General features: G+C 72.5%; 21 protein-coding genes. 13 read left to right on the forward strand and 8 right to left on the reverse strand.

What is annotated here, in order from left to right; genetic code table 11:
* Positions 1-15: 15 nt before the first annotated feature.
* The 9 genes from AC29IT_RS07900 (at position 16) to AC29IT_RS07940 (ending at position 9,635) form a co-directional block, all read left to right on the forward strand.
* A complete protein-coding gene (locus tag AC29IT_RS07900; protein ID WP_358432842.1) occupies positions 16-780 on the forward strand; it encodes a lysophospholipid acyltransferase family protein in 765 nt (254 codons plus the stop codon).
* Between the two features lie 78 nt (positions 781-858).
* Positions 859-1,359 (forward strand): polyadenylate-specific 3'-exoribonuclease AS, encoded by a 501-nt coding sequence (locus AC29IT_RS07905; protein ID WP_358432844.1) that lies wholly within the window; start codon positions 859-861, stop codon positions 1,357-1,359.
* A 156-nt stretch (positions 1,360-1,515) separates the two neighbouring features.
* Positions 1,516-2,553: a 6-phosphofructokinase gene (locus AC29IT_RS07910; RefSeq protein ID WP_358432846.1), complete on the forward strand. Its 1,038-nt coding sequence runs from the start codon at positions 1,516-1,518 to the stop codon at positions 2,551-2,553.
* Positions 2,554-2,707: 154 nt separating this feature from the next.
* Positions 2,708-4,093, forward strand: a complete 1,386-nt coding sequence (locus AC29IT_RS07915) for a class II 3-deoxy-7-phosphoheptulonate synthase (RefSeq protein WP_358432848.1) — start codon at positions 2,708-2,710, stop codon at positions 4,091-4,093.
* 409 nt (positions 4,094-4,502) lie between these two features.
* Complete coding sequence (locus AC29IT_RS07920) at positions 4,503-5,264, forward strand: DeoR/GlpR family DNA-binding transcription regulator (protein WP_358432850.1); 762 nt, start codon at positions 4,503-4,505, stop codon at positions 5,262-5,264.
* A 22-nt stretch (positions 5,265-5,286) separates the two neighbouring features.
* On the forward strand, positions 5,287-6,642 hold the full coding sequence (locus AC29IT_RS07925; protein WP_358432852.1) for an ABC transporter substrate-binding protein: 1,356 nt from the start codon (positions 5,287-5,289) through the stop codon (positions 6,640-6,642).
* Positions 6,639-7,562 (forward strand): carbohydrate ABC transporter permease, encoded by a 924-nt coding sequence (locus AC29IT_RS07930; protein ID WP_488218285.1) that lies wholly within the window; start codon positions 6,639-6,641, stop codon positions 7,560-7,562. The genes AC29IT_RS07925 and AC29IT_RS07930 overlap by 4 nt, the downstream gene beginning before the upstream one ends.
* Positions 7,559-8,377, forward strand: a complete 819-nt coding sequence (locus tag AC29IT_RS07935; protein WP_358432854.1) for a carbohydrate ABC transporter permease — start codon at positions 7,559-7,561, stop codon at positions 8,375-8,377. Before AC29IT_RS07930 ends, AC29IT_RS07935 begins: the two co-directional genes overlap by 4 nt.
* Before the next feature lie 256 nt (positions 8,378-8,633).
* Complete coding sequence (locus AC29IT_RS07940) at positions 8,634-9,635, forward strand: zinc-dependent alcohol dehydrogenase family protein (protein ID WP_358432856.1); 1,002 nt, start codon at positions 8,634-8,636, stop codon at positions 9,633-9,635.
* Positions 9,636-9,750: 115 nt separating this feature from the next.
* On the opposite strand, the gene AC29IT_RS07945 is transcribed toward AC29IT_RS07940, so the two are convergent.
* From AC29IT_RS07945 to pknB, 3 genes are all read right to left on the reverse strand, one after another.
* Complete coding sequence (locus tag AC29IT_RS07945) at positions 9,751-10,899, reverse strand: Cmx/CmrA family chloramphenicol efflux MFS transporter (RefSeq protein WP_488218286.1); 1,149 nt, start codon at positions 10,897-10,899, stop codon at positions 9,751-9,753.
* Between the two features lie 472 nt (positions 10,900-11,371).
* Positions 11,372-13,078: a polyprenol phosphomannose-dependent alpha 1,6 mannosyltransferase MptB gene (gene mptB, locus AC29IT_RS07950; RefSeq protein WP_488218287.1), complete on the reverse strand. Its 1,707-nt coding sequence runs from the start codon at positions 13,076-13,078 to the stop codon at positions 11,372-11,374.
* Positions 13,079-13,184: 106 nt separating this feature from the next.
* Positions 13,185-15,191: a Stk1 family PASTA domain-containing Ser/Thr kinase gene (pknB, locus tag AC29IT_RS07955; protein WP_488218288.1), complete on the reverse strand. Its 2,007-nt coding sequence runs from the start codon at positions 15,189-15,191 to the stop codon at positions 13,185-13,187.
* Between the two features lie 162 nt (positions 15,192-15,353).
* Between pknB and AC29IT_RS07960 the strand changes: the two genes are divergently transcribed.
* Both AC29IT_RS07960 and AC29IT_RS07965 read left to right on the forward strand, forming a co-directional pair.
* Entirely contained in the window at positions 15,354-15,719 is a 366-nt protein-coding gene (locus tag AC29IT_RS07960; protein ID WP_224955337.1) for an Rv2175c family DNA-binding protein, read from the forward strand.
* A 359-nt stretch (positions 15,720-16,078) separates the two neighbouring features.
* Positions 16,079-16,648: a VanZ family protein gene (locus AC29IT_RS07965; protein WP_358432864.1), complete on the forward strand. Its 570-nt coding sequence runs from the start codon at positions 16,079-16,081 to the stop codon at positions 16,646-16,648.
* Positions 16,649-16,775: 127 nt separating this feature from the next.
* Here the strand turns inward: AC29IT_RS07965 and crtI are convergent, their stop codons facing one another.
* The 3 genes from crtI to AC29IT_RS07980 are packed head-to-tail and all read right to left on the reverse strand — an operon-like array spanning position 16,776 to position 20,124.
* Positions 16,776-18,236, reverse strand: a complete 1,461-nt coding sequence (gene crtI / locus AC29IT_RS07970) for a phytoene desaturase family protein (RefSeq protein WP_358432866.1) — start codon at positions 18,234-18,236, stop codon at positions 16,776-16,778.
* Positions 18,236-19,384, reverse strand: a complete 1,149-nt coding sequence (locus AC29IT_RS07975; RefSeq protein WP_488218289.1) for a polyprenyl synthetase family protein — start codon at positions 19,382-19,384, stop codon at positions 18,236-18,238. Before AC29IT_RS07975 ends, crtI begins: the two co-directional genes overlap by 1 nt.
* A gap of 59 nt (positions 19,385-19,443) precedes the next feature.
* Positions 19,444-20,124, reverse strand: coding sequence for a DUF3153 domain-containing protein (locus tag AC29IT_RS07980; protein WP_488218290.1), 681 nt, complete (start codon positions 20,122-20,124; stop codon positions 19,444-19,446).
* Between the two features lie 115 nt (positions 20,125-20,239).
* Here AC29IT_RS07980 and AC29IT_RS07985 point away from each other — a divergent pair, with 115 nt between their 5' ends.
* A complete protein-coding gene (locus tag AC29IT_RS07985) occupies positions 20,240-21,919 on the forward strand; it encodes a DUF885 domain-containing protein (protein WP_488218291.1) in 1,680 nt (559 codons plus the stop codon).
* A gap of 236 nt (positions 21,920-22,155) precedes the next feature.
* Here the strand turns inward: AC29IT_RS07985 and AC29IT_RS07990 are convergent, their stop codons facing one another.
* Both AC29IT_RS07990 and AC29IT_RS07995 read right to left on the reverse strand, forming a co-directional pair.
* Positions 22,156-22,938, reverse strand: coding sequence for a maleylpyruvate isomerase mycothiol-dependent enzyme family protein (locus AC29IT_RS07990; RefSeq protein ID WP_488218292.1), 783 nt, complete (start codon positions 22,936-22,938; stop codon positions 22,156-22,158).
* The gene (locus AC29IT_RS07995; protein ID WP_358432874.1) at positions 22,935-23,468 is read right to left on the reverse strand and encodes an SAV_6107 family HEPN domain-containing protein; all 534 of its coding nucleotides are present in this window, start codon (positions 23,466-23,468) and stop codon (positions 22,935-22,937) included. Before AC29IT_RS07995 ends, AC29IT_RS07990 begins: the two co-directional genes overlap by 4 nt.
* A gap of 384 nt (positions 23,469-23,852) precedes the next feature.
* Between AC29IT_RS07995 and AC29IT_RS08000 the strand changes: the two genes are divergently transcribed.
* Positions 23,853-24,428, forward strand: a complete 576-nt coding sequence (locus AC29IT_RS08000; protein WP_358432876.1) for a GNAT family N-acetyltransferase — start codon at positions 23,853-23,855, stop codon at positions 24,426-24,428.
* The last annotated feature ends 50 nt before the right edge of the window (positions 24,429-24,478 follow it).

Consider the following 24,478-nt stretch of genomic DNA (forward strand, 5'->3'; position numbering starts at 1 on the left):
GAAAGGCAGCGGCGCGTGCTGTACTGGGTGATGAAGCACATCGTGCTCGGTCCGCTCATGAAGCTGTTCTGCCGTCCACGGGTGGAGGGCATCGAACACGTACCGGAATCCGGGGCGGCCATCCTGGTCAGCAACCACGTGGCGGTGGCCGACTCGTTCTTCATGCCGCTGATGATGCCGCGGCGGGTGACGTTCCTGGCCAAGCGCGAGTACTTCACCGGCACCGGGCTCAAGGGCAAGCTGCAGAAGTACTTCTTCTCCGGCGTCGGCCAGGTCCCGATCGACCGCTCCAGCGGTGCCGCGGCGCAGGCCGCGCTGGACACCGGAGTGCGGCTGCTGCGCGAGGGCAAGCTCCTCGGCGTGTACCCCGAGGGCACCCGCTCGCCGGACGGCCGGCTCTACAAGGGCAAGACCGGTGTCGCGCGGATGGCGCTGGAAGCCGACGTGACCGTCATCCCGATCGCCATGTTCGGCACCGACAAGGTCAACCCCATCGGCTCCAAGATGTGGTACCCGCACAAGGTCAAGGTGAAGATCGGCGAGCCGCTGGACTTCTCCCGCTACGAGGGCCTCGCCGGCGACCGGTTCGTGGAGCGCTCGATCACCGACGAGATCATGTACGCGCTGATGGAGCTCTCCGGCCAGGAGTACGTGGACGTCTACGCCGCGAAGGCCAAGGACGACCTGGCCGCGCAGGGCAAGCACGTCGCGGGCTGGAACGTGCAGCAGCAGGGCGGTCCCGGCGGCGCCGACCGGCTCCCGCGCTCGCAGGCCGGCTGAACCCCCAGCACACCGCGCATCGGGTGACCGCGGCCGGGGCCGGTCCTGGCCGGTGGGCGGCGTCTTTACGCTGGGTCGGTGCGGTTCTTCTACGACTGTGAGTTCATCGAGGACGGCCAGACCATCGACCTGGTCTCGATCGGGGTGGTGGACGAGACCGGCCGCGAGTTCTACGCCGTGTCCACCGAGTTCGACGAGTCCAAGGCCGGGCAGTGGGTGCGCCGGAACGTGCTGCCGCAGCTGCCGCCGCCCGCGGACAGGGCGTGGCGCTCGCGGAGCAGGATCCGGGACGACCTCTACGAGTTCCTGACCGCACGCGATCAGGACGTCGAGCTGTGGGCTTGGCTGGCCTCCTACGACCACGTGGCGCTGGCGCAGCTGTGGGGTGCGATGCCCGCGCTGCCGCCGAAGGTCCCCAAGTTCACCCGCGATCTGCGGCAGCGCTGGGAGGACGTGGGCAAGCCGAGGCTGCCCTCCGCGCCGTCGAACGCGCACGACGCGCTCGCCGACGCCCGGCACAACCTGACCCGGTGGAAGGTGATCGAGGAGGTGCAGCGCAAGCGCGGGTTCCCGCTGTGAGCGCCCGGCCGCGCTGACCAGGTAGTTCGCCGATCTTCGCGCCGTTCGCGCCCGATCCGTCGCCCGGTCGGAGTACTTGCTGCACCGATACAGGGCGTGACAGGCTCCCGGACGAGATCCAGATCACCGTGGAGCGGATCAAGGGAGGCGGCGACGATGCCGGCTGGAACGCGTATCGGAGTGTTGACCGGCGGGGGCGACTGCCCGGGGCTGAACGCCGTGCTGCGCGCGGTCACCCGCAAGGGGATCGCGGTGCACGGGCACGAGATCGTCGGGTTCCGCAGCGGCTGGCGGGGGCCGATGGACGGCCTCACGATGCCGCTCGGCCTGGAGCAGGTTGAGGACGTCCTCGCCCGCGGCGGCACCATCCTCGGTTCCTCGCGCACCAACCCGTACCAGGAGCAGGACGGCGTCGAGCGGATCAAGCGGACCCTCGCCGAGCACGGCGTGGACGCGCTGATCGCGATCGGCGGCGAGGACACCCTCGGCGTCGCCGAACGGCTCAACCAGGACGGCGTGCCCGTGGTGGGCGTGCCGAAGACGATCGACAACGACCTCGACGCCACCGACTACACGTTCGGCTTCGACACCGCCGTGCACATCGCGACCGAGGCGATCGACCGGCTGCGCACCACCGCCGAATCGCACCACCGCGCGCTGGTGGTGGAGGTGATGGGGCGGCACGCCGGCTGGATCGCGCTGCACTCCGGGCTGGCGGGCGGCGCGAACGTGATCCTCGGGCCGGAGAAGCGGTTCAGCGTGGACCAGGTCTGCGAGTGGGTGCAGCAGCGCTTCGAACGGCAGTACGCGCCGATCATCGTGGTCGCCGAGGGCGCGGTCCCGCAGGACGGCGAGGAAGTGCTGCTGACCGGCGAGACCGACGCGTTCGGCCACGTGCGCCTCGGCGGCGTCGGCACCTGGCTGGCCGACGAGCTGGCCCGCCGCACCGGCAAGGAGTCCCGCGCGGTGGTGCTCGGCCACACCCAGCGCGGCGGCACGCCCACCGCCTACGACCGGGTGCTCGCCACCCGCTTCGGGCTGCACGCGGTGGACGCGGTCAGCGAGGGCGCCTTCGGGAAGATGGTGGCGCTGCGCGGCACCGACATCGTGCGGGTCCCGCTGGGGGAGGCGACGGCGAAGCTGAAGACCGTCCCGCTGTCCCGCTACGCCGAGGCCGAGGTGCTGTTCGGCTGACGCACCGGCGCCGTCCCGCCCGCCGGGTGGGACGGCGTTCGCACGTCCTGGGCGGGTCGCCGCGCGCGGCCGAGCGGGTGAATCGATTCGCCCGGCGTGCGCTCCGTCTCTCCCAGGTGAAAAGCACTGGCCAGCACGGCCTATCCTGGCAAATGTGAATTGGACCGTCGATGTTCCGGTCGATGAACTTCCGGAACTTCCTCCGCTGCCCCCTGAGATGCGCGCCCGCCTGGACGAGGCGCTGAAGCTGCCCGCCGCACAGCAGCCCGAGTGGCCCGAGGAACAGGTCGCGAAGGTCCGCAAGGTGCTGGAGAGCGTGCCGCCGGTGACCGTGCCCTCCGAGGTGGACCGGCTGCGCGGACAACTCGCCGCCGTCGCCCGCGGTGAGGCGTTCCTGTTGCAAGGCGGGGACTGCGCGGAGACCTTCGCGGACAACACCGAGCCGCACATCCGCGGCAACATCCGCACCCTGCTGCAGATGGCGGTCGTGCTCACCTACGGCGCGAGCATGCCGGTGGTCAAGCTCGGCAGGCTCGCCGGGCAGTACGCCAAGCCGCGCTCCAGCGGCACCGACGCGCTCGGCCTGCCCAGCTACCGCGGCGACATGGTCAACTCGCTGGTCGCCACCGAGGAGGCCCGCAGGCACGACCCGTCGCGGCTGATCCGCGCCTACGCGAACGCCAGCGCCGCGATGAACCTGTCCCGCGCGCTGACCAGCGGTGGCATGGCCGCGCTGACGAAGGTGCACGACTGGAACAAGGACTTCGTGCTCAACTCGCCCGCGGGCGAGCGCTACGAGTCCGTCGCCGCCGAGATCGACCGCGGCCTGCGCTTCATGGCGGCGTGCGGGGTGGACGACACCAGCCTGCACGCGGTGGACCTGTACGCGAGCCACGAGGCGCTGGTGCTGGACTACGAGCGGGCGATGCTGCGGCTGGACGGCTCGCAGGAATCGCCGCGGCTCTACGACCTGTCCGGGCACTTCCTGTGGATCGGGGACCGCACCCGCCAGCTCGACCACGCGCACGTCGCGTTCGCCGAGCAGATCGCGAACCCGATCGGCCTGAAGATCGGCCCGTCCACCACGCCGGAGATGGCCGTGGAGTACGTGGAGCGGCTCGACCCGAACAACGAGCCCGGCCGCCTGACGCTGATCAGCCGGATGGGCAACGGCAAGGTGCGCGACGTGCTGCCCGCGATCGTGGAGAAGGTCACCGCCACCGGCCACCAGGTGGTGTGGCAGTGCGACCCGATGCACGGCAACACCCACGAGTCGAGCACCGGCTACAAGACCCGCCACTTCGACCGCGTCGTCGACGAGGTGCAGGGCTTCTTCGAGGTGCACCACCGGATGGGCACCCACCCGGGCGGCATCCACATCGAGCTGACCGGCGAGGACGTCACCGAGTGCCTCGGCGGCGCCCAGGACATCTCGGACACCGACCTGGCGGGCCGGTACGAGACGGCCTGCGACCCGCGGCTGAACACCCAGCAGTCGCTGGAACTGGCGTTCCTCGTCGCGGAGATGCTGCGCAGCTGACGCGCGCGGCGGGCCGCGAGGACCGGCGGGCCGGGGTGGGCGACCACCCCGGCCCGTTCGCGTTCCGGCCGCCGGCAGGCCCGTGACCGGCGATCTCCGGTCGATCGTTGCCCGAATGGGATCTTCATCGGTTCCGAGACCACGGTTCCGGACGGCCCTGTGGTGCCGATGCCGCACATCCTGGGCCGGATGGCCGCTGCCGCCGTCTGCTTCCGAGTCCTTCTGTTTCTGCGCGTATTCCTGTGGTCACGCTCCGAGTTCGCATTGCGCTGATCGGGGCGAGCGCTGGTCCTATTGCTGGTCGTGCACCCTTGACGGTGGCTGTGAACACCGGCTAAACAAACTCGGTCAGATGGAAGCGGACCGATTCGGGCATCGGAGTCGGGTCGAGACCGGAGGACCGACCAGGGTGTACGCGCGTGAACGCCAGCAGCTCATCGTCGAGCGTGCGAGGCAGGAGGGCCGCGTCGACGTGACCGGACTCGCGGGGGAGCTGCAAGTGACCCCGGAGACGATCAGGCGCGACCTGACCGTGCTGGAAGAGCACGGACTCCTGCACCGCGTGCACGGGGGTGCGATCCCGGTGGAGCGGTGGAGTTTCGACCCGCAGCTGTCCGCCCGAGAGAACGTGATGGTCGCCGAGAAGACCCGCATCGCGCGGGCCGCTCTCGCCGAACTGCCTGCCGAAGGCGCCATCCTCATCGAATCCGGCACCACGTGTGCCCGGTTCGCTGAACTGCTGCCGGCCGACCGGCCGCTCACCGTGATCACGGACAGCTTGAGCATCGCCGTCTCCTTGGCGGCGCGGCCCAACCTGTCGGTGCTCACCCCGGGCGGAAGGGTGCGCGTGACCACCAACGGAGGTGTCGGGACCTGGGCTGCGCAACGGTGGCGGGAAGTGTTCGCCGACGTTGCATTCCTGGGCACCGACGGGGTTTCCCTGCATCGGGGACTCACCACTCCGGACCAGAATTCCGCTGAGATCAAAACACTGATGTTGCGCGGGGCGCGACGACGGGTCCTGCTCGCGGACCACAGCAAGATCGGCCCGGTGTCCCTGCACCGGTACGGCGATCTCTCCGAGGTCGACGTGCTGGTCACCGATACCGGGCTGGACCAGGGCATCGCCGAGGACATCGAGGCGATCGGCCCGCGGGTGGTGCGAGCGTGAGCAACGGCAGAAAGGGATGCCGATGAATTTCGGCAGGAAATGGTGGTCGCTGGTCGCCATGATGGCGGCGGTGCTGCTCACCGCGAGTTGCGCGGGAGCGGGAGCGATCGGGTCCGGCGACGGGCGCCGGGTGCTGCGGGTGGCGGTGGTGTCGAACCCGCAGATGGAGGACATGCAGGACCTGGTCGGGGAGTTCGAGGCGCAGCACCCCGACGTGCGGGTGCGGTTCATCTCGCTGCCGGAGAACCAGGCGCGGGACAAGATCACCCAGTCGGTGGCCACCGGTAGCGGCCAGTTCGACGTGGTGATGGTCAGCAACTACGAGACGCCGATCTGGGCGGCGAACGGCTGGCTGCACGACCTGGATCCGCGGATGGACGCGACTCCGGGGTACGACAAGGACGACTTCATCCCGTCCATCAAGGACTCGCTGTCCTACCAGGGCCACATGTACGCGGCCCCGTTCTACGGCGAGACGGCGCTGCTGAACTACCGCAAGGACCTGTTCGCCGAGGCGGGCCTGACGATGCCGGAGAACCCGACCTGGCAGCAGGTCGCGGACATGGCGGCGAAGCTCGACGGCGGCCCCGGCGGTCGCGCCGGGATCTGCCTGCGCGGCCTGCCCGGGTGGGGCGAGGTGATGGCGCCCCTCAACACCATGATCAACTCGTTCGGCGGGCGCTGGTTCGACGAGAACTGGAACGCGCAGCTCACCTCGCCCGAGGTGCGCGAGGCGGTGAACTTCTACGTGAACCTGGTGCGCGACCACGGCGAGCCCGGCGCTTCCAGCAGCGGTTTCACCGAATGCCTCACCGAGTTCGGCCAGGGCAACGCGGCGATGATGTTCGACTCGACGTCCTCGGCGGGCACGCTGGAGGACCCGAAGGAGAGCACCGTCTCCGGCAAGATCGGCTACGCGAACGCGCCGACCGGCCCCGGCGGCAAGCCCGCCAGCTGGCTCTACACCTGGGCGCTGGGCGTGCCGAAGACCACCGAGATGCCCGACGAGGCGTTCGACTTCATCGCCTGGTCCACCTCCAAGCAGTACCTGCGGACCGTCGGCGAGCGGCTCGGCTGGCAGAACCTGCCCCCCGGCAGCCGCCAGTCCACCTACGAGATGCCGGAGTACAAGAAGGCCGCCGCGGCGTTCGGGCAGCAGACGCTGCACGGCATCAGCCGCGTCGACCAGACCACCCCGAGCTCCCAGCCCACGCCCTACCAGGGCCTGCAGTTCGTGCGCATCCCCGAGTTCGTCGACCTCGGCACCCGCGTGAGCCAGCAGATGTCCGCGGCCATCGCCGGGAGCAAGACCGCTGACGAAGCGCTGGAGCAGGCGCAGCGCTACGCCGACACCGTGGGGGAGAACTACCGGCCATGAGCACTGCGGAGATGACCGCGGCCAAGGGCGCGACCCTCAGCCGCAAGGAGAAGTGGTCCCGCCGGGGACCGTTGCTGCCCGCGCTGATCTTCACGATCATCATCACGCAGGCCCCGTTCCTCGCGACGATCTTCTACTCGTTGCACTCGTGGAACCTGCTCAACCCCGGTTCGTGGGGTTTCATCGGCCTGTCGAACTACGCGGACGTCTTCACCGACAGCGAGTTCTACACCGCCGCGCTGAACACGGTCGTGATCACCGTCGGCTGCGTGCTGGTGTCGCTGGCGCTGGGCGTCGGGCTGGCGCTGCTGCTGGACCGGCCGTTCTTCGGGCGCGGCGTGGTGCGCACCATGCTCATCACCCCGTTCCTGATCATGCCGGTGGCCTCGGCGCTGCTGTGGAAGACGAGCATGCTCAACCCCACCTACGGGCTGGTGGACGCGGTGCTCAGCCCGATCGGGCTGGGCGGCATCGACTGGGTCGGGGAACACCCGATGGTGTCGGTGCTGGCCGCGCTGGTGTGGCGCTGGACGCCGTTCATGATGCTGATCGTGCTCGCCGGGCTGCAGAGCCAGCCGCGCGACGTGCTGGAGGCCGCCAAGATGGACGGCGCCACGCACTGGCAGACGTTCCGCTTCATGACGTTGCCGTTCCTGCGCCGCTACATCCAGCTCGCCGGGCTGCTGGGCTCGATCTACGTGGTCAACACGTTCGACGAGATCTTCATGATGACCCAGGGCGGTCCCGGCATCGCCACCACCAACCTGCCGTACTACCTCTACCAGCGGGTCTTCCAGGGCTTCGACGTCGGCCAGGCGGCCGCGCTCGGCGTCGTGGTCGTGATCCTGACCATCATCGTGGCCACCTTCGCGTTGCGCGCGATCTTCACCGCCATTTCCGGCAAGGAGGTTTCGGAATGAAGCGCCGCACGGCGGGAGGGACCGCACTGACGATCATCGCCTGGGCGCTGGGGATCATGTTCGTGTTCCCGGTGTTCTGGATGGTGCTGACGTCGTTCAAGCAGGAGGCCGACGCCTACACCGACGACCCGAAGTTCCTGTTCACCCCGACGCTGGACCAGTACCGGCTGGTGTTCGACGGGGGCCTCGGGCCGTACCTGGTGAACTCGCTGATCGCCACGGTGATCTCGTGCCTGCTGGTGGTGGTGCTGGCCGTGCCCGCGGCCTACGCGCTGTCCATCCGGCCGGTGAAGGGCACCAAGGACGCGCTGTTCTTCTTCATCTCCACCAAGATGCTGCCGGTGGTCGCGGCGATCGTGCCGATCTTCGTGGCCGCGCAGAACATGCACCTGCTGGACAACATCTGGTCGCTGGTCCTGCTCTACACGGGCATGAACCTGCCGATCGCGGTGTGGATGATGCGCTCGTTCTTCCAGGAGGTGCCCTCCGAGGTGCTGGAGGCGGCGAAGGTGGACGGTGCCGGACTGCGCACCGAGCTCACCAAGGTGCTGCTGCCGATGGTGGCCCCCGGCATCGCGGCGACCGCGCTGATCTGCGCGATCTTCGCCTGGAACGAGTTCTTCTTCGCGGTGAACCTCACCGCGATCAACGCACCCACGGTGCCGGTGTTCCTGGTCGGCTTCATCACCAGCGAAGGCCTGTACTGGGCGCGGCTGTCGGCCGCGGCGACGCTGGCGGTGCTGCCGGTGGTCATCGTCGGCTGGATCGCGCAGCGCCAGCTGGTGCGCGGGCTGTCCATGGGCGCCCTCAAGTGATCGGACCGGTTCACCTCGGGTGAACCGGCGGCGGCCGCGGGGGGCCGCGGCCCGGGGCCCCCGGGGGGGGGGGGGGCGGGGGGGGGGGGGGGGGCCCCCCCCCCCCCCCCCCGCCGCCATGCCCCCCGGATCGCGATCCGGCGGAGGTGCGGTCCCGCCTCCCGGTCCGGTCGGGAGGCGAGGCGGGTACCTCGTGCAAGGAGCGAACGGGCGCGCCCGCCCGTTCGGGGAGAGGCGAGAGGAAAGGATGGCCGGCATGCGTGCGGTCGTCGTCGAAGGACCCGGTCAGATCACGGTCACCACGGTGCCCGATCCCACCCCGGGCCCGAACGATGTCGTGGTGGCGGTGGACGCCTGCGGGCTCTGCGGCACCGACCTCCACCTGGTGGACGGGGAGATCCCGGTGGTGAACTACCCGATCACCCCGGGCCACGAGCTGGCCGGCCGGGTGGTCGCGGTGGGCAGCGAGGTCACCCGCCTCGCCGAGGGCGACGCCGTCGCGGTGGACCCGTCGCTGCCCTGCGGGGAGTGCCGGTACTGCCGCAAGGGCAAGGGCAACCTGTGCGAGCCGTGGCAGGCGATCGGCATCAGCTCGCCCGGTGGTGCCGCCGAGTACGTCAAGGTGCAGGCCAAGAAGTGCTACCCGCTGCCGGAGGGCATCTCGCCCACCGCGGCGGCGCTGATCGAGCCGCTGTCCTGCGCGGTGCACGGGCTGGACAAGGCCCCGCACGACCTCACCGACGACGTGCTGATCTACGGCGCGGGCACGATGGGGCTGCTGCTGGCGCAGCTGCTCAAGCGGGCCGGGGTGCGCAGCCTGTCGGTCGTGGACCGCAGGCAGGACCGGCTCGCGGTGGCCGAGTCGATGGGCGTGAGCGCGATCGCCACCGACGCCTCCGCGCTGGACGAGGCGGCCGAGGGCTGGGACCTGGTGGTGGACGCCACCGGCGTCATCGCCGCGATCGAGGACGGGCTGGGCCGGGTCCGCAAGGCGGGAACGTTCCTGCAGTTCGGCGTCGCGGACGCGGCGAAGACCGCGAACTTCTCCCCGTTCAAGGTCTACAACGAGGAGATCACCATCGTCGGTTCGATGGCGGTGCACAACAGCTTCGACCGGGCGCGGGACCTGCTGGTCGCGGGCGCGATCGACTCGGACGCGCTGATCACGAACACCGCGGGACTGGACGACTACGCCGCCGCGCTGGAGGAGTTCCGCACCGGCACCGGCCTGAAGACGCTGGTCCTGCCCTCCAAGTGACGGCTTCCGCCACCGCCCGGCCCACCCCCGTCCGGCCGGGCGGCGGCGGACACCGAGCCCGCACCCGCGGACTCACCCGGGGGGAACGGCCCGTCGGCCTGGTCGATCGGGCCGTTCACCCGGAGGTGAGGGTGCGGAGCCGGGGGAGGGCCGCGAGCAGTGCGAGCGCGGTGAGCGCGGCCGCCACCAGCACCGGCCCGAGCTCGCCCGCGCTCGTCGTGAGCGCCGCGGCCCCGGCTGCGGGACCGCCGACGGCCCCGACGTTCAACGCGGCCGTCGCGTACGCGCCGCCCAGCACCGGTGCCCCCGCGGCGAAGCGCAGCACCAGCGCGATCAGCGTGCCGCCCACGGCGAACGCCGCGGTGCCCTGCGCGAACAGCAGCACCAGCAGCACCACCGGATGCGCGGCGAGCACCGCCAGCAGCACCCAGCCCAGCAGCAGGACCGGCCCTCCGACGGCGAGCACCACCCCGGGCCGCCGATCCGACAGCCGCCCGGCGAGCGCCACCCCCGCGGACGATCCGGCGCCGAACAGCACCAGCGCGGGCGACACCCACCACTCCGCCAACCCGGCCGCCCCGGTGACCACCGGGGCCAGGAACGTGAACGCGGCGAACGTCCCCGCGTTCACCAGCGCGGCGAGCCCCATCGCCAGCGCCAGCCGCGGCACGCGGAGCTGCGCGAGCTCGGCCCGCAACCGCACCGCCGCCGCGTCCGCGCCCCCGCCGGGCACGCCGCGGGCGACGCCCAGCGCCGCGGGCGCGCACAGCAGCGCGACGACCCAGAACGGTGCCCGCCAGCCGAACACCGCGCCGAGCAGCGCACCCGACGGCACGCCCACCACGGTGGCGACCGTCGTCCCGGACAGCAGCACCGCCAGCGCCCGGCCCTGCCGGTCCGCGGGGACCGACCGGGTCGCGGTGCTCAGCGCGACCGCCAGGAAACCGGCGTTCGCCAGCGCGGCCACCACCCGGGTGCCGAACAGCACCGGGAACGCGGCCGTGAGCGCGCCGACCACGTGGCAGCCCGCGAAGACCAGCAGGCAGGCCAGCAGCGCCCACCGGGCCGACCGGCGGCGGGCGAGGGCCGCCATCGCGGGCGCGCCCACCACCATGCCGGCGGCGAACGCCGAGGTCAGCAGGCCCGCGGACCCGATCGGGACGCCGAGATCGGCGGCGATGTCCGGCACCAGGCCGGCGAGCATGAATTCCGAGGTGCCCATGGCGAACACGGCCAGGGCGAGCAGGGGCAGGACGAGCGGCATCGAGGACTCCGGAACGAGCGGACGAGGACGGGACGTCTCGTGACCGCGTCAGCCGGAACGCGCGAACCGGGCGGCCCGCGGGTGCGGCGGGCCGCTCCGGTGCGCAGCGGCGCCGAGTGCTCGGGCCGGCCGGACGTTCGGGCGAGCCGGACGTTCGGCGGGCGCCGGATGCCTCGGGGCGCTGCGTTGCTCAGGGGCGCGTGCTCACCGCCCGTCTCTGAATCTGCTCGGCGGGTCGTGTCGGTGTCCTGTCAGCGGCGAAGTGCTGAGCAGCGACCACCCAAGACATCGGCACCGCCGCTGAGGTTCCGCCACCCGAGCACTACGCGGCAGAAGTGGCGAGAACAGGCGGTCAGGGGTGCTGGGGGCTGACGGCGGTACCGGCAGCCCCCACCTCGGACGCTTCGGGGCTCGACATGCCGCGCACGCTACCCGGCGGCGGGTGCGGGGCCGCAACCCGTTTTCGGTGCGGCTAGGACGTGGCGTCCGCGGCGGGGGAGCGCCGCTCGGGCGGTGCGATCACGTCCACCTGGGTCACCTGGGGCACCTGCGCCGTCCGGCCGCCGTCCGGTTCCCGGTCCGCGCCGCCCTGCTCCGGCGGCTCCTCCGGACCCGGGCCGCCCCGGAAGCGGTTCAGCCCCAGCGGGTCGAACCGCACCAGCGAGAGCGCGGCGAGCACCGCGGCGGCGGCCCCGACCGCGACGAACGGCCAGTTGTACATCGCCTGCTCGCCGTCCGGGTAGTACGCCAGCACCAGCACCACCGACGCCCCCACCACGTAGGACAGCGCCCGCGGCGTCCACCGCAGCGCGCAGCCCAGCGCCACGCTCCAGGTCAGGTACCAGGGCAGCACCACCGGGGAGAGCAGCGCGGCGGCGAGCAGCGCGATCGCGGCCCGGCGCACCGCGGTGGTGCCACCGTCCTGGGCGCGCCACCACTGCCACACCAGCACCCCGGCCAGCGCCAGCGAGCCGAGGGTGCGGCCGACCTCGACGAACGGGCCGCGGTCGACCTCGACGAACAGCGACACCAGCCCGTGCACGGCCTGGCCGATGCCGGTCGGCGCGGACAGGTAGTTCACGATCATGCCGGGCGCGGAGAGCGCGGGCAGCCAGCCGAACCCGACCTTCGCCAGCGCCATGCACGCGGCGAACACCGGCACGAAGATCGCCACCGAGGCGGTGCCCGCCCGCAGCAGCCGCTGCCAGCGGTTGCCCGGCAGCCGCGCCGCCCAGATCCACACCAGGAACGGCAGCGCCACCCCGGCCGTCGCCTTGATCGCCATCGCCAGGGTGACCAGCGCGATCCCGCTCTTGTGCCTGCCGCGCAGCATCAGCAGCGTGCCCATCGCCAGCAGGCCGATCATGAGCATGTCGTTGTGCGGCCCGCCGACGAGGTGCACCACCGTCATCGGGCTGGCCGCGACGAGCCACAGCGCCACCGGCAACCGGCCCCCGAGTTCGCGGACCAGACCCGGCAATGCGAAGATCAACAAGACCAGGCCGCAGAGCAGCACCAGGCGCATCACGATGACACTCGAGATCATGCCGTCGCCGGCGATCAGGATGACGCCCTTGGCGATGCCCATGAACAGCGGCCCGTACGGGGCCGGCGTGGTCTGCCACGTCGGGTGCACGTTGTCCGGGATCGGCCCGGTCAGCGTCGACGGCCCGACCGCGTAGGGATCGATCCCGTGCAGCGCGAGCAGGCCTTGGCCCAGGTAGCTGTAGACGTCCCTGGTGAACAGCGGCGGGGTGATCAGCATCGGCGCGATCCACGCGGCCGTCGCCGCCAGCACGCCCCGCGCGTCCACCAGCTCCGCCAGCACCCCGCGGCCCAGCCGCACCCACGCCCACACCAGCACGCCGAAACCGGTGTAGAGCACGGCCAGCGCGAGATCGCGTCCGTGGCCGTAGCGCATCGCGGACAGCGGGCCGGAACCGAGGATCGGGTCGTGCACGAGCACGCCCGCACCGCCGAACGAACCGGCCAGCAGCAGCAGCGAACCGATCGCTCCGAGGGCGATGGTCCGCAGCGGTAATCGCCTGCTGCGGGTGCTCAGCTCGCGCGCTGTCTCGCCGGTGGGGCGAGCAGTGCTCGGGACGGGGGCTCCGGCGCCGTTCCGGCCCAGGGGGGCCTCGGTCGCGGCGCCCGGCTCGGTGGGCGGACTCGGGGGCATCGTGCGCTCCATGTTTCCACACGGTGATCCGCCGCCGGGCGGGACCGGGCCCGGTTGACCACTTCGTGATCAACCGGGCCCGGGTGAACGCATGATCAAATCCGGGTCACAGCGCCGTGACGCCGACCGTCGAACCCGGCTCCACCTTGCTGCCCGCGAGCGGCAGCTGGCCCAGGATCATGCTGTCGGGGCGCTCGAAGAACGAGTGCACCTCCAGCGTCAGCCCGAGCGCCGCCAGCTCCTGCTGCGCGTCCTGGGTGCGCTTGCCGTTGAGGTCGGGCACCGTCACCGCGTTGGACAGCACCACGCCCACCCGGGGCTTGCCGGACAGCTTCACGACCGTCTCCGGCGCCGGATCGGTGGTGATCACGTGGTCGCCCTCGACGTTGGAGTCGAACTGCCTGCCCGCCTCGTACGGTTCGAACCCGGCGGCGATGAGCGCGGCGAACGCCTCGTCCTTGCTCGCCCCGGTCACGTCCGGCACCGGCACCGGCGGCGGGCCCTTGCTGACCACGATCCGCACCGTCGAGCTGATCGGCAGTTCGGTGCCCGGGCCCGGGTCGACGCCGAGCACCGCGCCTTCCGGCACCTCGGTGTCGTACTGGTCGGCGGAAGCGTCGCGCTCGGGGCGCAGCGATGCGTCGCGCAGCGCCTGCTCCGCCTGCTCCAGCTCGGTGCCCTTGGCGATGTCCGGCACCTTCGGCTTGCCCAGCGACACCACCAGCTCCACCGACTGGCCGCTGAGGATGCGCGCGCCCTGCTTCGGCGAGGAGCTGATGACGACGCCCGCGGGCACCTCGTCGTCGAGCTGCCTGCTGATCTCGGCGCTGAGGTCGGCGCCGCGCAGCACCTGCTGGGCGACCTGCTCGGTCTCGCCGGTCACCCGCGGCACCTGGATGTAGCGGCCGCTGCCCATCCACCACGCGGTGCCGCCGATCAGGCCCGCGACCACCAGGATCGCCAGCGTGATCAGCGCGAACCGGCGGCCGCCGCGCTTGCGCTCCTGCTCGTGGCGCTCGGCGGGCGACGGGCGCACCGCCGCGATCTCGTGCGTGGTCTCCTCGGGAGCGGGCGGGCGCGGCATCGCGCGGGTCCCGCGGGGTCCGCCGGAGTGGTCGTAGGCGTCGGGCACCGAGGCCTCGGTGATCGGCGCGATCCGCTCCGTCGGCGGCCCGCCCGGATCGGCCGAGACCATCTCGGTGCGCTGTTCGGACACCGGCACCGGGACCGGCACCGGCCGCAGCCCCAGCTCGGCGCTGATCCGCTCCAGCTCGCGCAGGAACGCCGCCGCGTCGTCCGGCCGGCCCGCCGGGTCCCGCCGGGTGGCGCGCAGCACCAGGTCGTCGATCGCGGGCGGCAGTTCCGGGGTGATCTCGCTCGGCGGCGGGACGTCGGCGTTCACGTGCTGGTAGGCCACCGACAGCGCGGTGTCCCCGGCGAACGGCGGACGCCCGGTCAGCAGCTCGTACAGCACCACACCGGCCGAGTACACGTCGGTGCGCGCATCCGCGTCCCCGGTCGTCACCTGCTCCGGGGACAGGTAGGCGACGGTGCCGAGGATGACGTTGCCGGTGGTGCTGCCCGCCGACGCGGTCGCCCGCACCAGGCCGAAGTCGGCGACCCGCACCGAACCGTCCAGCCCGACCAGCACGTTCTCCGGTTTGATGTCGCGGTGCACCATGCCCGCGTGGTGCGCGGCCGCCAGCGCCGAGAGCATCGGGCGCAGCACGCTCACCGCCATCGGCAGCGGCAGCGCGCCCTGCTCCAGCAGCACCTCCCGCAGCGTGCAGCCCTCCACGAGCTGCATCACCAGGTACACCCGGTCCCCGTCGACCTCCCGGTCCACGCCCTGGTCGTAGACGGCGACGACGGACGGGTGGTGCAGCCGGGCCGCGGACCGCGCCTCCAGCTCGAAGCGCTCCACGAACGACGGGTTCGCCGAGTAGTGCGAATCCATCACCTTGAGCGCGACCGGCCGGTCCAGCCGGGTGTCCAGCCCCCGGTAGACGACGGACATGCCGCCGCGCGCGATGACCGAATCCACGCGGTAGCGGCGCTCCAGCATGGTCCCGACGAGCTCCGAGCCGCCGCCGGGTCGTGTTTCAGGAGTCATGGTGTGTCCGCCAACCGCCGGGATTCCGCTTGCCTGCGACGATTGTTCCAGGGCTCGTCACCGCGCCGTCGCCCGGTGGGTCGCGGTGGGCGTCGTGCACCGGATCGATGATGACCCTTCCGGGGCACGCTCGCGGCGGGGCGTTGTGGCATCGTGTTCAAGGTGAGTGCTATCCCCGCTGCCCCGGATGTGCTTGCTCCAGATGTGGAGATGACACCGCTGCCCGACGTCGCAGAACGTCTGGGCCTGGTGGTGACCCGGGTGCACCAGCTGATCCGTGACGGCCACCTGCTCGCCATGCGTCGCGACGGCATCCTCGTCGTCCCCGCCGCGTTCCTCACCGAGACCGCGGTGGTGAAGGGGCTGGGTGGCACGATCACCCTGCTCCGCGACAACGGCTACAACGAGGACGAGATCCTCACCTGGCTGTTCACCCCGGACGATTCGCTCCCCGGCACGCCCATCGAGGCGTTGCGCGGCGACCGCGGTCGCGAGGTGAAGCGAAGGGCGCAGGCGATGGGCTTCTAGGCCACCGCGGCGGGCGCCACCGGCCCCGCGCGCTTCCGGACCGTCGGCGGTCCGGAGAGATGAACCACAGCCGACATCCGTTCCACTCCGGTGCCGGGTCGCTCCTGCGAGCGGCCCGGCACCGTCGTTTCCGCCGGGCAGCGCGCCGCACTCGCCGTGCCGTCCGCCGGCGCACCGGGGAGTTCGTTCACCGAATGGGCCCCGTGATTGAAACGTGATTTCACATTCGGATGTTCTCCTGGGGGAGAACTCGGAACGCATCGCCGCGCCCGCGCTTCGCGCAGCAGCGGCGATCGGGCGCGGCCGGACCAGGAAGGTCAGGTCGACAGTTGCGCCCCTTCACGACGGCCTGGAGCGCTGTGATCCCGGCAGCGTCCTCGTACCTGCTGCTCACGATCGCCGCCGCCGCGTTCGCGGTGCTCGTGCGCAGCAGGCGGTTCACCGTCGTCCCGGCGCTGCTGGTGTCCGGCGTCGACGCGGTGCTGCTGCACTCGGCCTGCCTCGTCGGCTACCTGGTGGCCGCGCCGCAGCCCGCTCCGGCGGGAGTCGCGGTGCGGCTGGTGCCCGGCACCGACCTGGGGGCCGCCCTGCAGGCCTCGCCGGGTGACCTGCTGCCGTGGTTGCAGCTGGTCGGGAACCTGCTGCTGCTGGCTCCGTTCGGCGCGCTGGTGCCGGTGCGGGTGTCCTGGTTCGGCGGCTGGAGCCGGATCGCCGCGGGCGCGCTCGCGGTCACCTGCGGCATCGAGTTCCTGCAGTACACCGTGCTCACCGGGCGGGTCGTGTCGGCCGACGACGTGCTGCTGAACGCCTCCGGCGCGCTGCTCGGCGCGTTGGTCACCCGGCCGTGGTGGGGCCGGTTGCCGCAGACGCTCACCGCCGCCCGGCCCGCCCGCGCCCGGCACGCGCTGCGCCCGCAGTACGCCCGGTGAGGCAGCGGCGAATTCGCGCGGCGCAGTGCGCGGCGCGGAATTCGCGGGAAATCCCCCGAATTCGAGGTGCCGGAATCGGTGTTGCGGAATCCGGGTTCGCGGGATTCGACGGGGCGGTGCGCCGAGATCAACCGGTGATCCGCCGCGCCGCCAGCTTCCCGGAGATCAGCACCGGCGGGACCCCCACGCCGGGCGTCGTCCCCGAACCGGCCAGCACCACGTTCTCCGGATCGCGCAGGAGGTTCCGCGGCCGGAACGGCCCGGTCTGGGCGAAGGTGTGCGCTGCCGAGAACGGGGTGCCCGCCGCGTGCCCCTGCGCCGCCCACCCGGCCGGCGTGACCACGCGCTGCACCTCCACCGAGTCCGCGAACCCGTCGAAACCCCGCGCCTCCAACGCCGCGAACAGCTCGTCCCGGTAGGCCGGGCCGATCCGCTCCCAGTCGAACCCGGCGGTGCGCAGGTTCGGGCACGGCGCCAGCACGTAGTGCAGCTCCCGGCCCGCGGGGGCCAGCCCCGGATCGCTCGCCGTCGGCCGCGTGACCAGCAGCGACGGATCGCTCATCAACCGGCCGTCCCGGATGATCTCGGTGAACGTGCGCTCCCAGGCCGCGCCGAACGAGATCGTGTGGTGCGCGGTCCCCGGCCACGAGCGGGTGGTGCCCGCGTGCACCACCACCGCCGACGGCGACCAGCGCAACCGCCGCTGCCGCCCGCCGAGCAGCCCGTGCACCACCGGCGGGTCCGGGGTGAGCACCACCGCGTCCGCCGGAATCCGCTCCTCCCCGGCGTGCACCGCGACCACCCGGTCGCCGCGCCGCTCCAGCCGCCGCACCTCGGCGCCGTAGCGGAACCGGACCCCGGCCGCGGCCGCCGCGTCCGCCAGCGCGGTGGGCAGCGCGTGCATCCCGCCGCGCGGGAACCACACCCCGCCGATCGTGTCCATGAACGAGATCACCGCGTACAGCGCCAGCGCCCGCCGCGGATCCAGCCCCGCGTACAACGCCTGGAACGAGAACACCCGCCGCAGCCGCTCATCGCGCAGGAACCGCCCGATCGCCGGGCCCAGCCGCCCGAATCCGCCCAGCACCGCCAGCCTGCCCAGCTCCGGGCCGACCAGGTCCAGCGGGGAATCGAAGTTCGCGTCGATGAACCGGCCCATCTCGGCGCGGTACACCTCGGTGAGCCAGCCCCGCAGCCGCCGGTACCCGGCGGCCTCCGCCGGTCCCGCGAACCGGCGCACCTCCTGCTCCATCGCCGCACCGTCGGTGTGCACGTCCAGCGCCGAACCGTCCGCGAACCGCGCCCGGTACGCCGGGTGCAGCGGGATCAGCTCCAGCCGCTCGGCCAGCGACGAACCCACCGCGGCCAGCGCCTCGTCCACCAGCTCCGGCATCGTCAGCACGGTCGGCCCGGTGTCCACCCGGTAGCCGTCCAGCTCCAGCAGGCCTGCGCGCCCGCCCGGCAGCGACTCCCGCTCCACCACCGTGACCGAACGGCCCGCCCCGGCCAGGTGCAGCGCGCACGCCAGGCCCGCGAGCCCGGCGCCCACCACCACGACGTGCTCGGTGCGGCCCGGGACGCGGCGCATCAGTGCGTCCGGTCGGTGACGGCCTCCGCGAGCTCCCCGAGCCGCGTCGCGGCCGGTTCGGCCAAGTCGGCTGCGCGCAACGTGGCGTGCGCGGTGGCGGTGAGCTGCGCGATCCGGTCCTCCACGGCCTGCTGCGCGCCCAGCCGCACCAGCACCTCGCGGGCCGAGTCGATCCGCTCCGGCGACACGTCCGGGTCGCCCAGCACCGAGCGCAGCTCGGCGGCACCCGCCGCATCGCCCCGGTCGCCGGCCACCCGCAGGGCCTCCGCGATCAGCAGCGTGCGCTTGCCCTCCCGCAGATCGTCCCCGGCGGGCTTGCCGGTCACCGCCGGGTCGCCGAACACGCCGAGCAGGTCGTCCCGCAGCTGGAACGCCACCCCGATGTCGTGGCCGAAGTCCTCCAACGCCGCCAGCACTCCCGCGTCCGCCCCGGCGATCTCCGCGCCCAGTTGCAGCGGCCGCGCCACCGTGTACGACGCGGACTTCAGCTCCGCGACCCGCAGCGCCGCCTCCGGCGTCTCGTCGCCGCGGACCTGGCTGAACACGTCCAAGTACTGGCCGGCGAGCATCTCGGTGCGCATCGCCCGCCACGGACCCAGCCCGCGGGCCAGCGCCGCGGGCTCCACCCCGGCGCAGTGCAGCATGTCATCGGCCCAGGCCAGCGCCAGATCGCCCAGCAGCACCGCCGCGCTCATCCCGAACTGGGCGGCACCCCCGGCCCAGCGCTCCCGGTGGTGGGCGTGCGCGAACTCGCGGTGCACCGTCGGACGGCCGCGGCGGGTGTCGGACTCGTCGATCAGGTCGTCGTGCACCAGCGCGCACGCCTGGATCAGCTCCAGCGCGCTCGCGACCCGCAGCATCGCCTCCGCCGCCGGACCCGACGCGGCACCTCCGGCGGCGCGCCAGCCCCACCACGCGAACGTCGGCCGGATGCGCTTGCCGCCGCCGAGCACGAACCGGCTCACCTCGTGCGCCGCGGCGGCGAACCCGGCGTCCAGCTCGGCGCACTCGGCGAGCCGGGAGTCCAGGTGTTCGGCGAGGGTGCGCTGCACCTGACCGGGAAGATCGGAGTCCACGGCGTCCTCGGTGGTCGTGTCCGCGGGGTCGTTCAGCTGCGGTGCGGATTCCTTGATGGGCACGGGCACCATCCTGCGCGACGCGCCCCCTCGGGCGGCGCACGGGGCCGGACGCCCAGCGCGACCACCGGTCACGGCACGCGATCGCGGGTCTCGGCGAGGTCCCGCTCGTGCGTGCGCTGCGCGAGCAACCCGATCACCACCACCGCGCCGATCACCAGCGCCGCCAGCCCCATCGTCCAGGCCCAGCCGACGCCGATCCCGGTGCCCGCGTACTGGAAGGTCGCGTTGAGCTGGCTGACCTCGCCCGGCTCCGGCGCCCAGGTGACGACCCCCGACGTCTCCTTGCCGTTCGTCGACGTGATCTCGCCCGGTGCGGTCAGCTCGATCTGCACCGACGAATCGGTGTCCGCCAGCGGCGTCAAGTCCAGCATCGTGGTGAACTCCACCAGCGAACCGCGGCGTTCCACGTGCAGCTGGTAGCGCGACTCCGACGGGCTCAACGCGTTGCTGAGCCGCTCCAGCTCGTCGAACTCCAAGTCCTGGAACGTCAACCGCGACCCCACCCGGCCCTGCTCCTCGACCGGCGCCACCTGCACCCGGTCCGCGAGATCATCCGGCGGGCGCAGCCGGAACGGCACCTGGCCGTCCGGGGTGTCGGTGGTCAGCACCAACGTGCCGGAAGCCTTGTCGTCCTCGCTCAGCGACACCGACGCCGTCGTGTGCAGGCACCCGCTCAGCAACGTGCCGACCAGCACCAGCAGCAACCCCAGCCCGGCACGGCGGCCGGTGCGCATCGTTTCCCCTCGCACGCCGGTGATGCTCGCACCGGCCCGGACTGATCGCCGTGCTCCGCGGTCGCCGCGCGATCACCGCCGGACACCGAAGGTGGCCGGGCGCCCCCACCGGCGCGATAACCTTCGCCCCATGGCATCCGAGCGCAGTGGCGTCCACCAGATCAGCGACCGCTTCGTCGACGAACTCGCCGAACTGGACCCGATCGAGGCGACGGCCCTCGGCCTTCCGGGTGGTGATGAGCTGCTCACCGACTACTCGCCCGACGGGCACCGCGCCCGCGCCGAACTGGCGCGCCGCGCACTCGCCGAGATGACCGCCGCCGAACCCGCCGACGCGGGCGAGCGCGCCGCGAAAGCGGTCTTCGAAGAACGCATCGGGCTCGACGTCGAACTGCACGACGCCGGTGAGGACCTCGCCTCGCTCAACGTGATCGCCAGCCCCGTGCAGAACCTCCGCCAGATCTTCGACCTGATGCCGACCGACACGCCCGAGCAGTGGCGCACCATCGCGCGCCGCCTCGAACAGCTGCCCGCCGCCGTCGCCGACCTGCGCGCCGGGCTCACCGAAGCCGCCACCCGCGGCCAGGTCGCCTCCCTCCGCCAGGTCACCAAGGTCGCCGAGCAGTGCGACACCTGGGCGGGCGCGGGAGGCCGCGACTCCTACTTCGCCGACCTCGTCGGGCGCGCCGACGTCCCCGACTCGCTGCGGTCCGAACTGGACTCCGCCGCCGCCGGTGCGGCGCGCAGCTACGCCGAATTCGCCGGGTTCCTGCGCACCGACCTCGCCCCGCGGGCACCGCGGGCCGACGCCGTCGGCGAACAGCGGTACCGGTTGTGGTCGCGGTACTTCACCGGTGCCGCCCTCGACCTGCGCGAAGCCTACGAATGGGGCTGGGCCGAGTTCGCCGGCATCGAAGCCGACATGAAGCAGGTCGCCCACCGCATCCGCCCCGGCGCCACCCTCGCCGAGACCGCCGCCCAGCTCGACGCCGATCCGCGCTACCGGGTGCACGGCCAGGACGGCCTCCAGCAGTGGATGCAGCGGCTGTCCGACCAAGCGCTGCACGACCTGCGCGGCACCCACTTCGACATCCCCGACGAACTGATGGCCCTCGAATGCCGCATCGCCCCGCCCGGTGGCGGCGTCGGCGCCTACTACACCGGGCCCACCGACGGATTCACCCGGCCCGGGCGGATGTGGTGGTCGGTGCCCGCCGACCGCGAGGAGTTCCCCACCTGGCGCGAGACCACCGTCGTCTACCACGAGGGCGTCCCCGGCCACCACCTGCAGATCGCGACCGCCGTGCACCAGGCCGAGCGGCTCAACAAGTTCCAGCGGCTCGCCTGCGTCGTCTCCGGGCACGCCGAAGGCTGGGCGCTCTACGCCGAGCGGCTGATGCGCGAACTCGGCTACCTCGAAGACGACGGCGACCTGCTCGGGATGCTCAACGACCAGCTGTTCCGCGCCGCGCGGGTGATCGTCGACATCGGCATGCACCTCGAGCTGGAGATCCCCGCAGGCACCGGATTCCACGAAGGGGAGCGCTGGACCCCGGAACTCGGCGCCGAGTTCATGCTCACCCGCACCGTCGCCGAACCCGCCCAGGTCCACGACGAGATCGACCGCTACCTCGGCTGGCCCGGGCAGGCGCCGTCCTACAAGATCGGCGAACGGCTGTGGCGAGCAGCGCGGGACGACGCGCGCGCCCGCTACGGGGCGGCGTTCGACTCGAAGGACTTCCACCGGCGGGCGTTGGAGCTGGGGTCGATGGGACTGGACACCCTCCGAACCCAACTCTCGGGGCTCTGAATCTCGCTCTGATCGGGCTCCTCGTGCGTGGGGGGTGGGTGAACCTCAGCGGCGTTCTCGCTGCGGGATCGTTTTCACCGGTGGCTCTCCGCCACAGGCCAACGCCGTCCTCGCGAGGAAACCGCTGAGAGCCCGCTGCGGTGCGAGTTGCTCAGGCGGTCGTTCAGCGACTTCGCCGCTGACGGGAGAACGGTGCTGAAGACCTGGCAGTGCCTGGTGCGGGCCGGGGTGGTGGGTCATCTCGTTGCGAGGCGGAGGAGGGCCCAGAGCTGGGCGGTGGCGTCCTGGTCGCCCTCGGTGGTGATCTCGCGGTCCGGCAGGCGGCCCCACAGCCAGAGGTAGAGCTGCTCCGGAGCACCGCTGAGCACCACGTCGGCGGACCCGTGCTCACCGGGCGCGGTGCGCTGCACCGTCGTGCGGTTCGGTTCGGCCCGCACCAGCCAGTCCGCCCCGGCGGTGGACACGCCCACCACGCACGGCCGGGTCGCGTGGATGCCGAGCGCGTGCAGCCGGTAGCCGAGCCACAACCGCAACGCCTCGTCGATGCCGTCCAGCGCCACGTCCACGTCGATGTCGGTGCGCGGCACGCCCGCCGCGCCCTGCACGTCGACCCGGTGCACCGCGGTGGCGTGCAGCACCCGGCGGATCCAGAACCGCACCGAATGCTCTTCCGGCCACCAGGTGGGGCAGGCGTCCTCGGGCGGCCGGGTGCCGAACTCGGCGAGCAGTTCGGCGAGGCGGGCGGTGAACCGGCCGGTGACCTCCCGCAGGCTCGCCGGATCCGGCACCACCCAGGCGCTCGCGTCCTGCTCGGAGGCCCCCAGCCAGGTCAGCGCGTCCTCGCACTGCCCGCCGAGGAACCAGATCGTCTCGGCCACGGTCCGGCCGGAGGCACCGGGCACCCGCGCGTCCGGGTGCACGTCGTGCGTGGCCGCGGTCAGCAGCTGCCCCTCCACCCCGATCAGCTCCAGCATCCGGCCGGTGTCGATGGTGAGGTCGGCGGGCGGGCGCAGGGTCATCGGGCGGCCCCGGACACGCCGCGCTCGACGACGCCGACGAACTCGGTGGCGTGCCGCAGGCAGATCTCGGCCTCGCCCGGGCTGATCCCCGGGCTGCCCGCCTCGGCCGCGGCGCGGCGCAGCGAGCCCGCGGTGAAGTGGGCGGCCCACTCGCGCAGCTCCGGCGCGACCTCGGTGAGCTGCAGCCACACGCTGCCGCCGCGCCGGGAGCGGTGCCGCCAGGACCGGGCGAGCACGACGGCCGTCGCCGCCCGCAACGCCGCGAGGTGCGCGAACACGTACCGCTCGGTCGGCTTCGCGGTGTCCTGCGCGTCGAGCAGGCACGCCCGGGCCTGCGCCAGCAGGGAACGGGCACCCGCGGGCGCGGCGGGCTCGGCCACCGGCAGCCAGTCCGCGCCCTCCTTCCGCCGGTCACCGCGGTGCGCCGGGTTCGCGCACCGCTGCCGCAGCGGCGCGTCGGACGGGCGCCGCTGTGCCGGGATGGGCAGCGGTCCGCGCCGGTACCGGGACGTGGGCAGGTGCTGGGACATCGGTGTTCTCCGCTCGGTCACGACGGTGCCGATCCGGTGCCGGAGCGCCGGATCGCGGTGGGCGTGGTGAGCCGGGGGGAAGCCGGCCGCCCGGCGGCGAGGTGCTTCCCCCACCCCGCCACCGGACGTGACGCGCGAACCGAAGCCCCGCGAGCCCGGGACCCGTGGCGCGGGCCCGGCGTACTCGAACTTCAGTTCGACTGGGTCCAGACTAGACCGGAGCGGCTGCGCGCTCAAGCATGGATCCGTAGATCACCTGTTCGAGTCATGTCGGTACCGCCGCGCCCACCAGCGGCGACGGGGAAGTCCCGGCGCACGGCCGGGTGCACCGCCGACCGAGACCGGACGCCGACGGGCCTTGCCGGACCCTCTAGTGTTCGGCTCGTGACAGCCGCGCCCTCACCGCACATCGACCGCATCGTCGAGCTGACCGCAGACCAGCTCAGGGCACGCTTGGCCGAAGCGCTACAGGTCTACGTGGACGCGATGGGCTACCCCCCGTCCACCGCGCAGCAGCGCGCTCCCATGTGGTCGGCGCACATGATGCGGGCCGGCTGGCGCTGCGTGGCCGCGTTCGACCAGGACGACCAGCTCGTCGGCATCGGCTACGGCTACCTGGGCGTCCCCGGGCAGTGGTGGCACGAGCAGGTCTTCCGCGGCATGTTGACCGTCACCCCGCGGGCCGAGGCCGAGCAGTGGATGCGGAACTACTTCGAGCTCACCGAGCTGCACGTGCGCCCCGACAGCCAGGGTGGCGGGCTCGGCGAGACCTTGCTGCGGCGGTTGCTGGACGGCGCGCCCGGTGAGGCCGTGCTGCTGTCCACGCCGGAGGGTCCGACCCGGGCGTGGAAGCTGTACCGCCGGGTCGGCTTCGGCGACGTGCTGCGCCACTACCAGTTCACCGGCGACCCGCGCCCGTTCGCCGTCCTCGGCCGGACGCTTCCGCTGGAAGCCCCCTGATCGGCTGACCCGGCCGGCCGGCTCGACCGGCCGGCCGGGCCGGCTGACCG

The sequence above is a fragment of the Saccharopolyspora sp. MMCC62 genome (assembly GCF_057736575.1).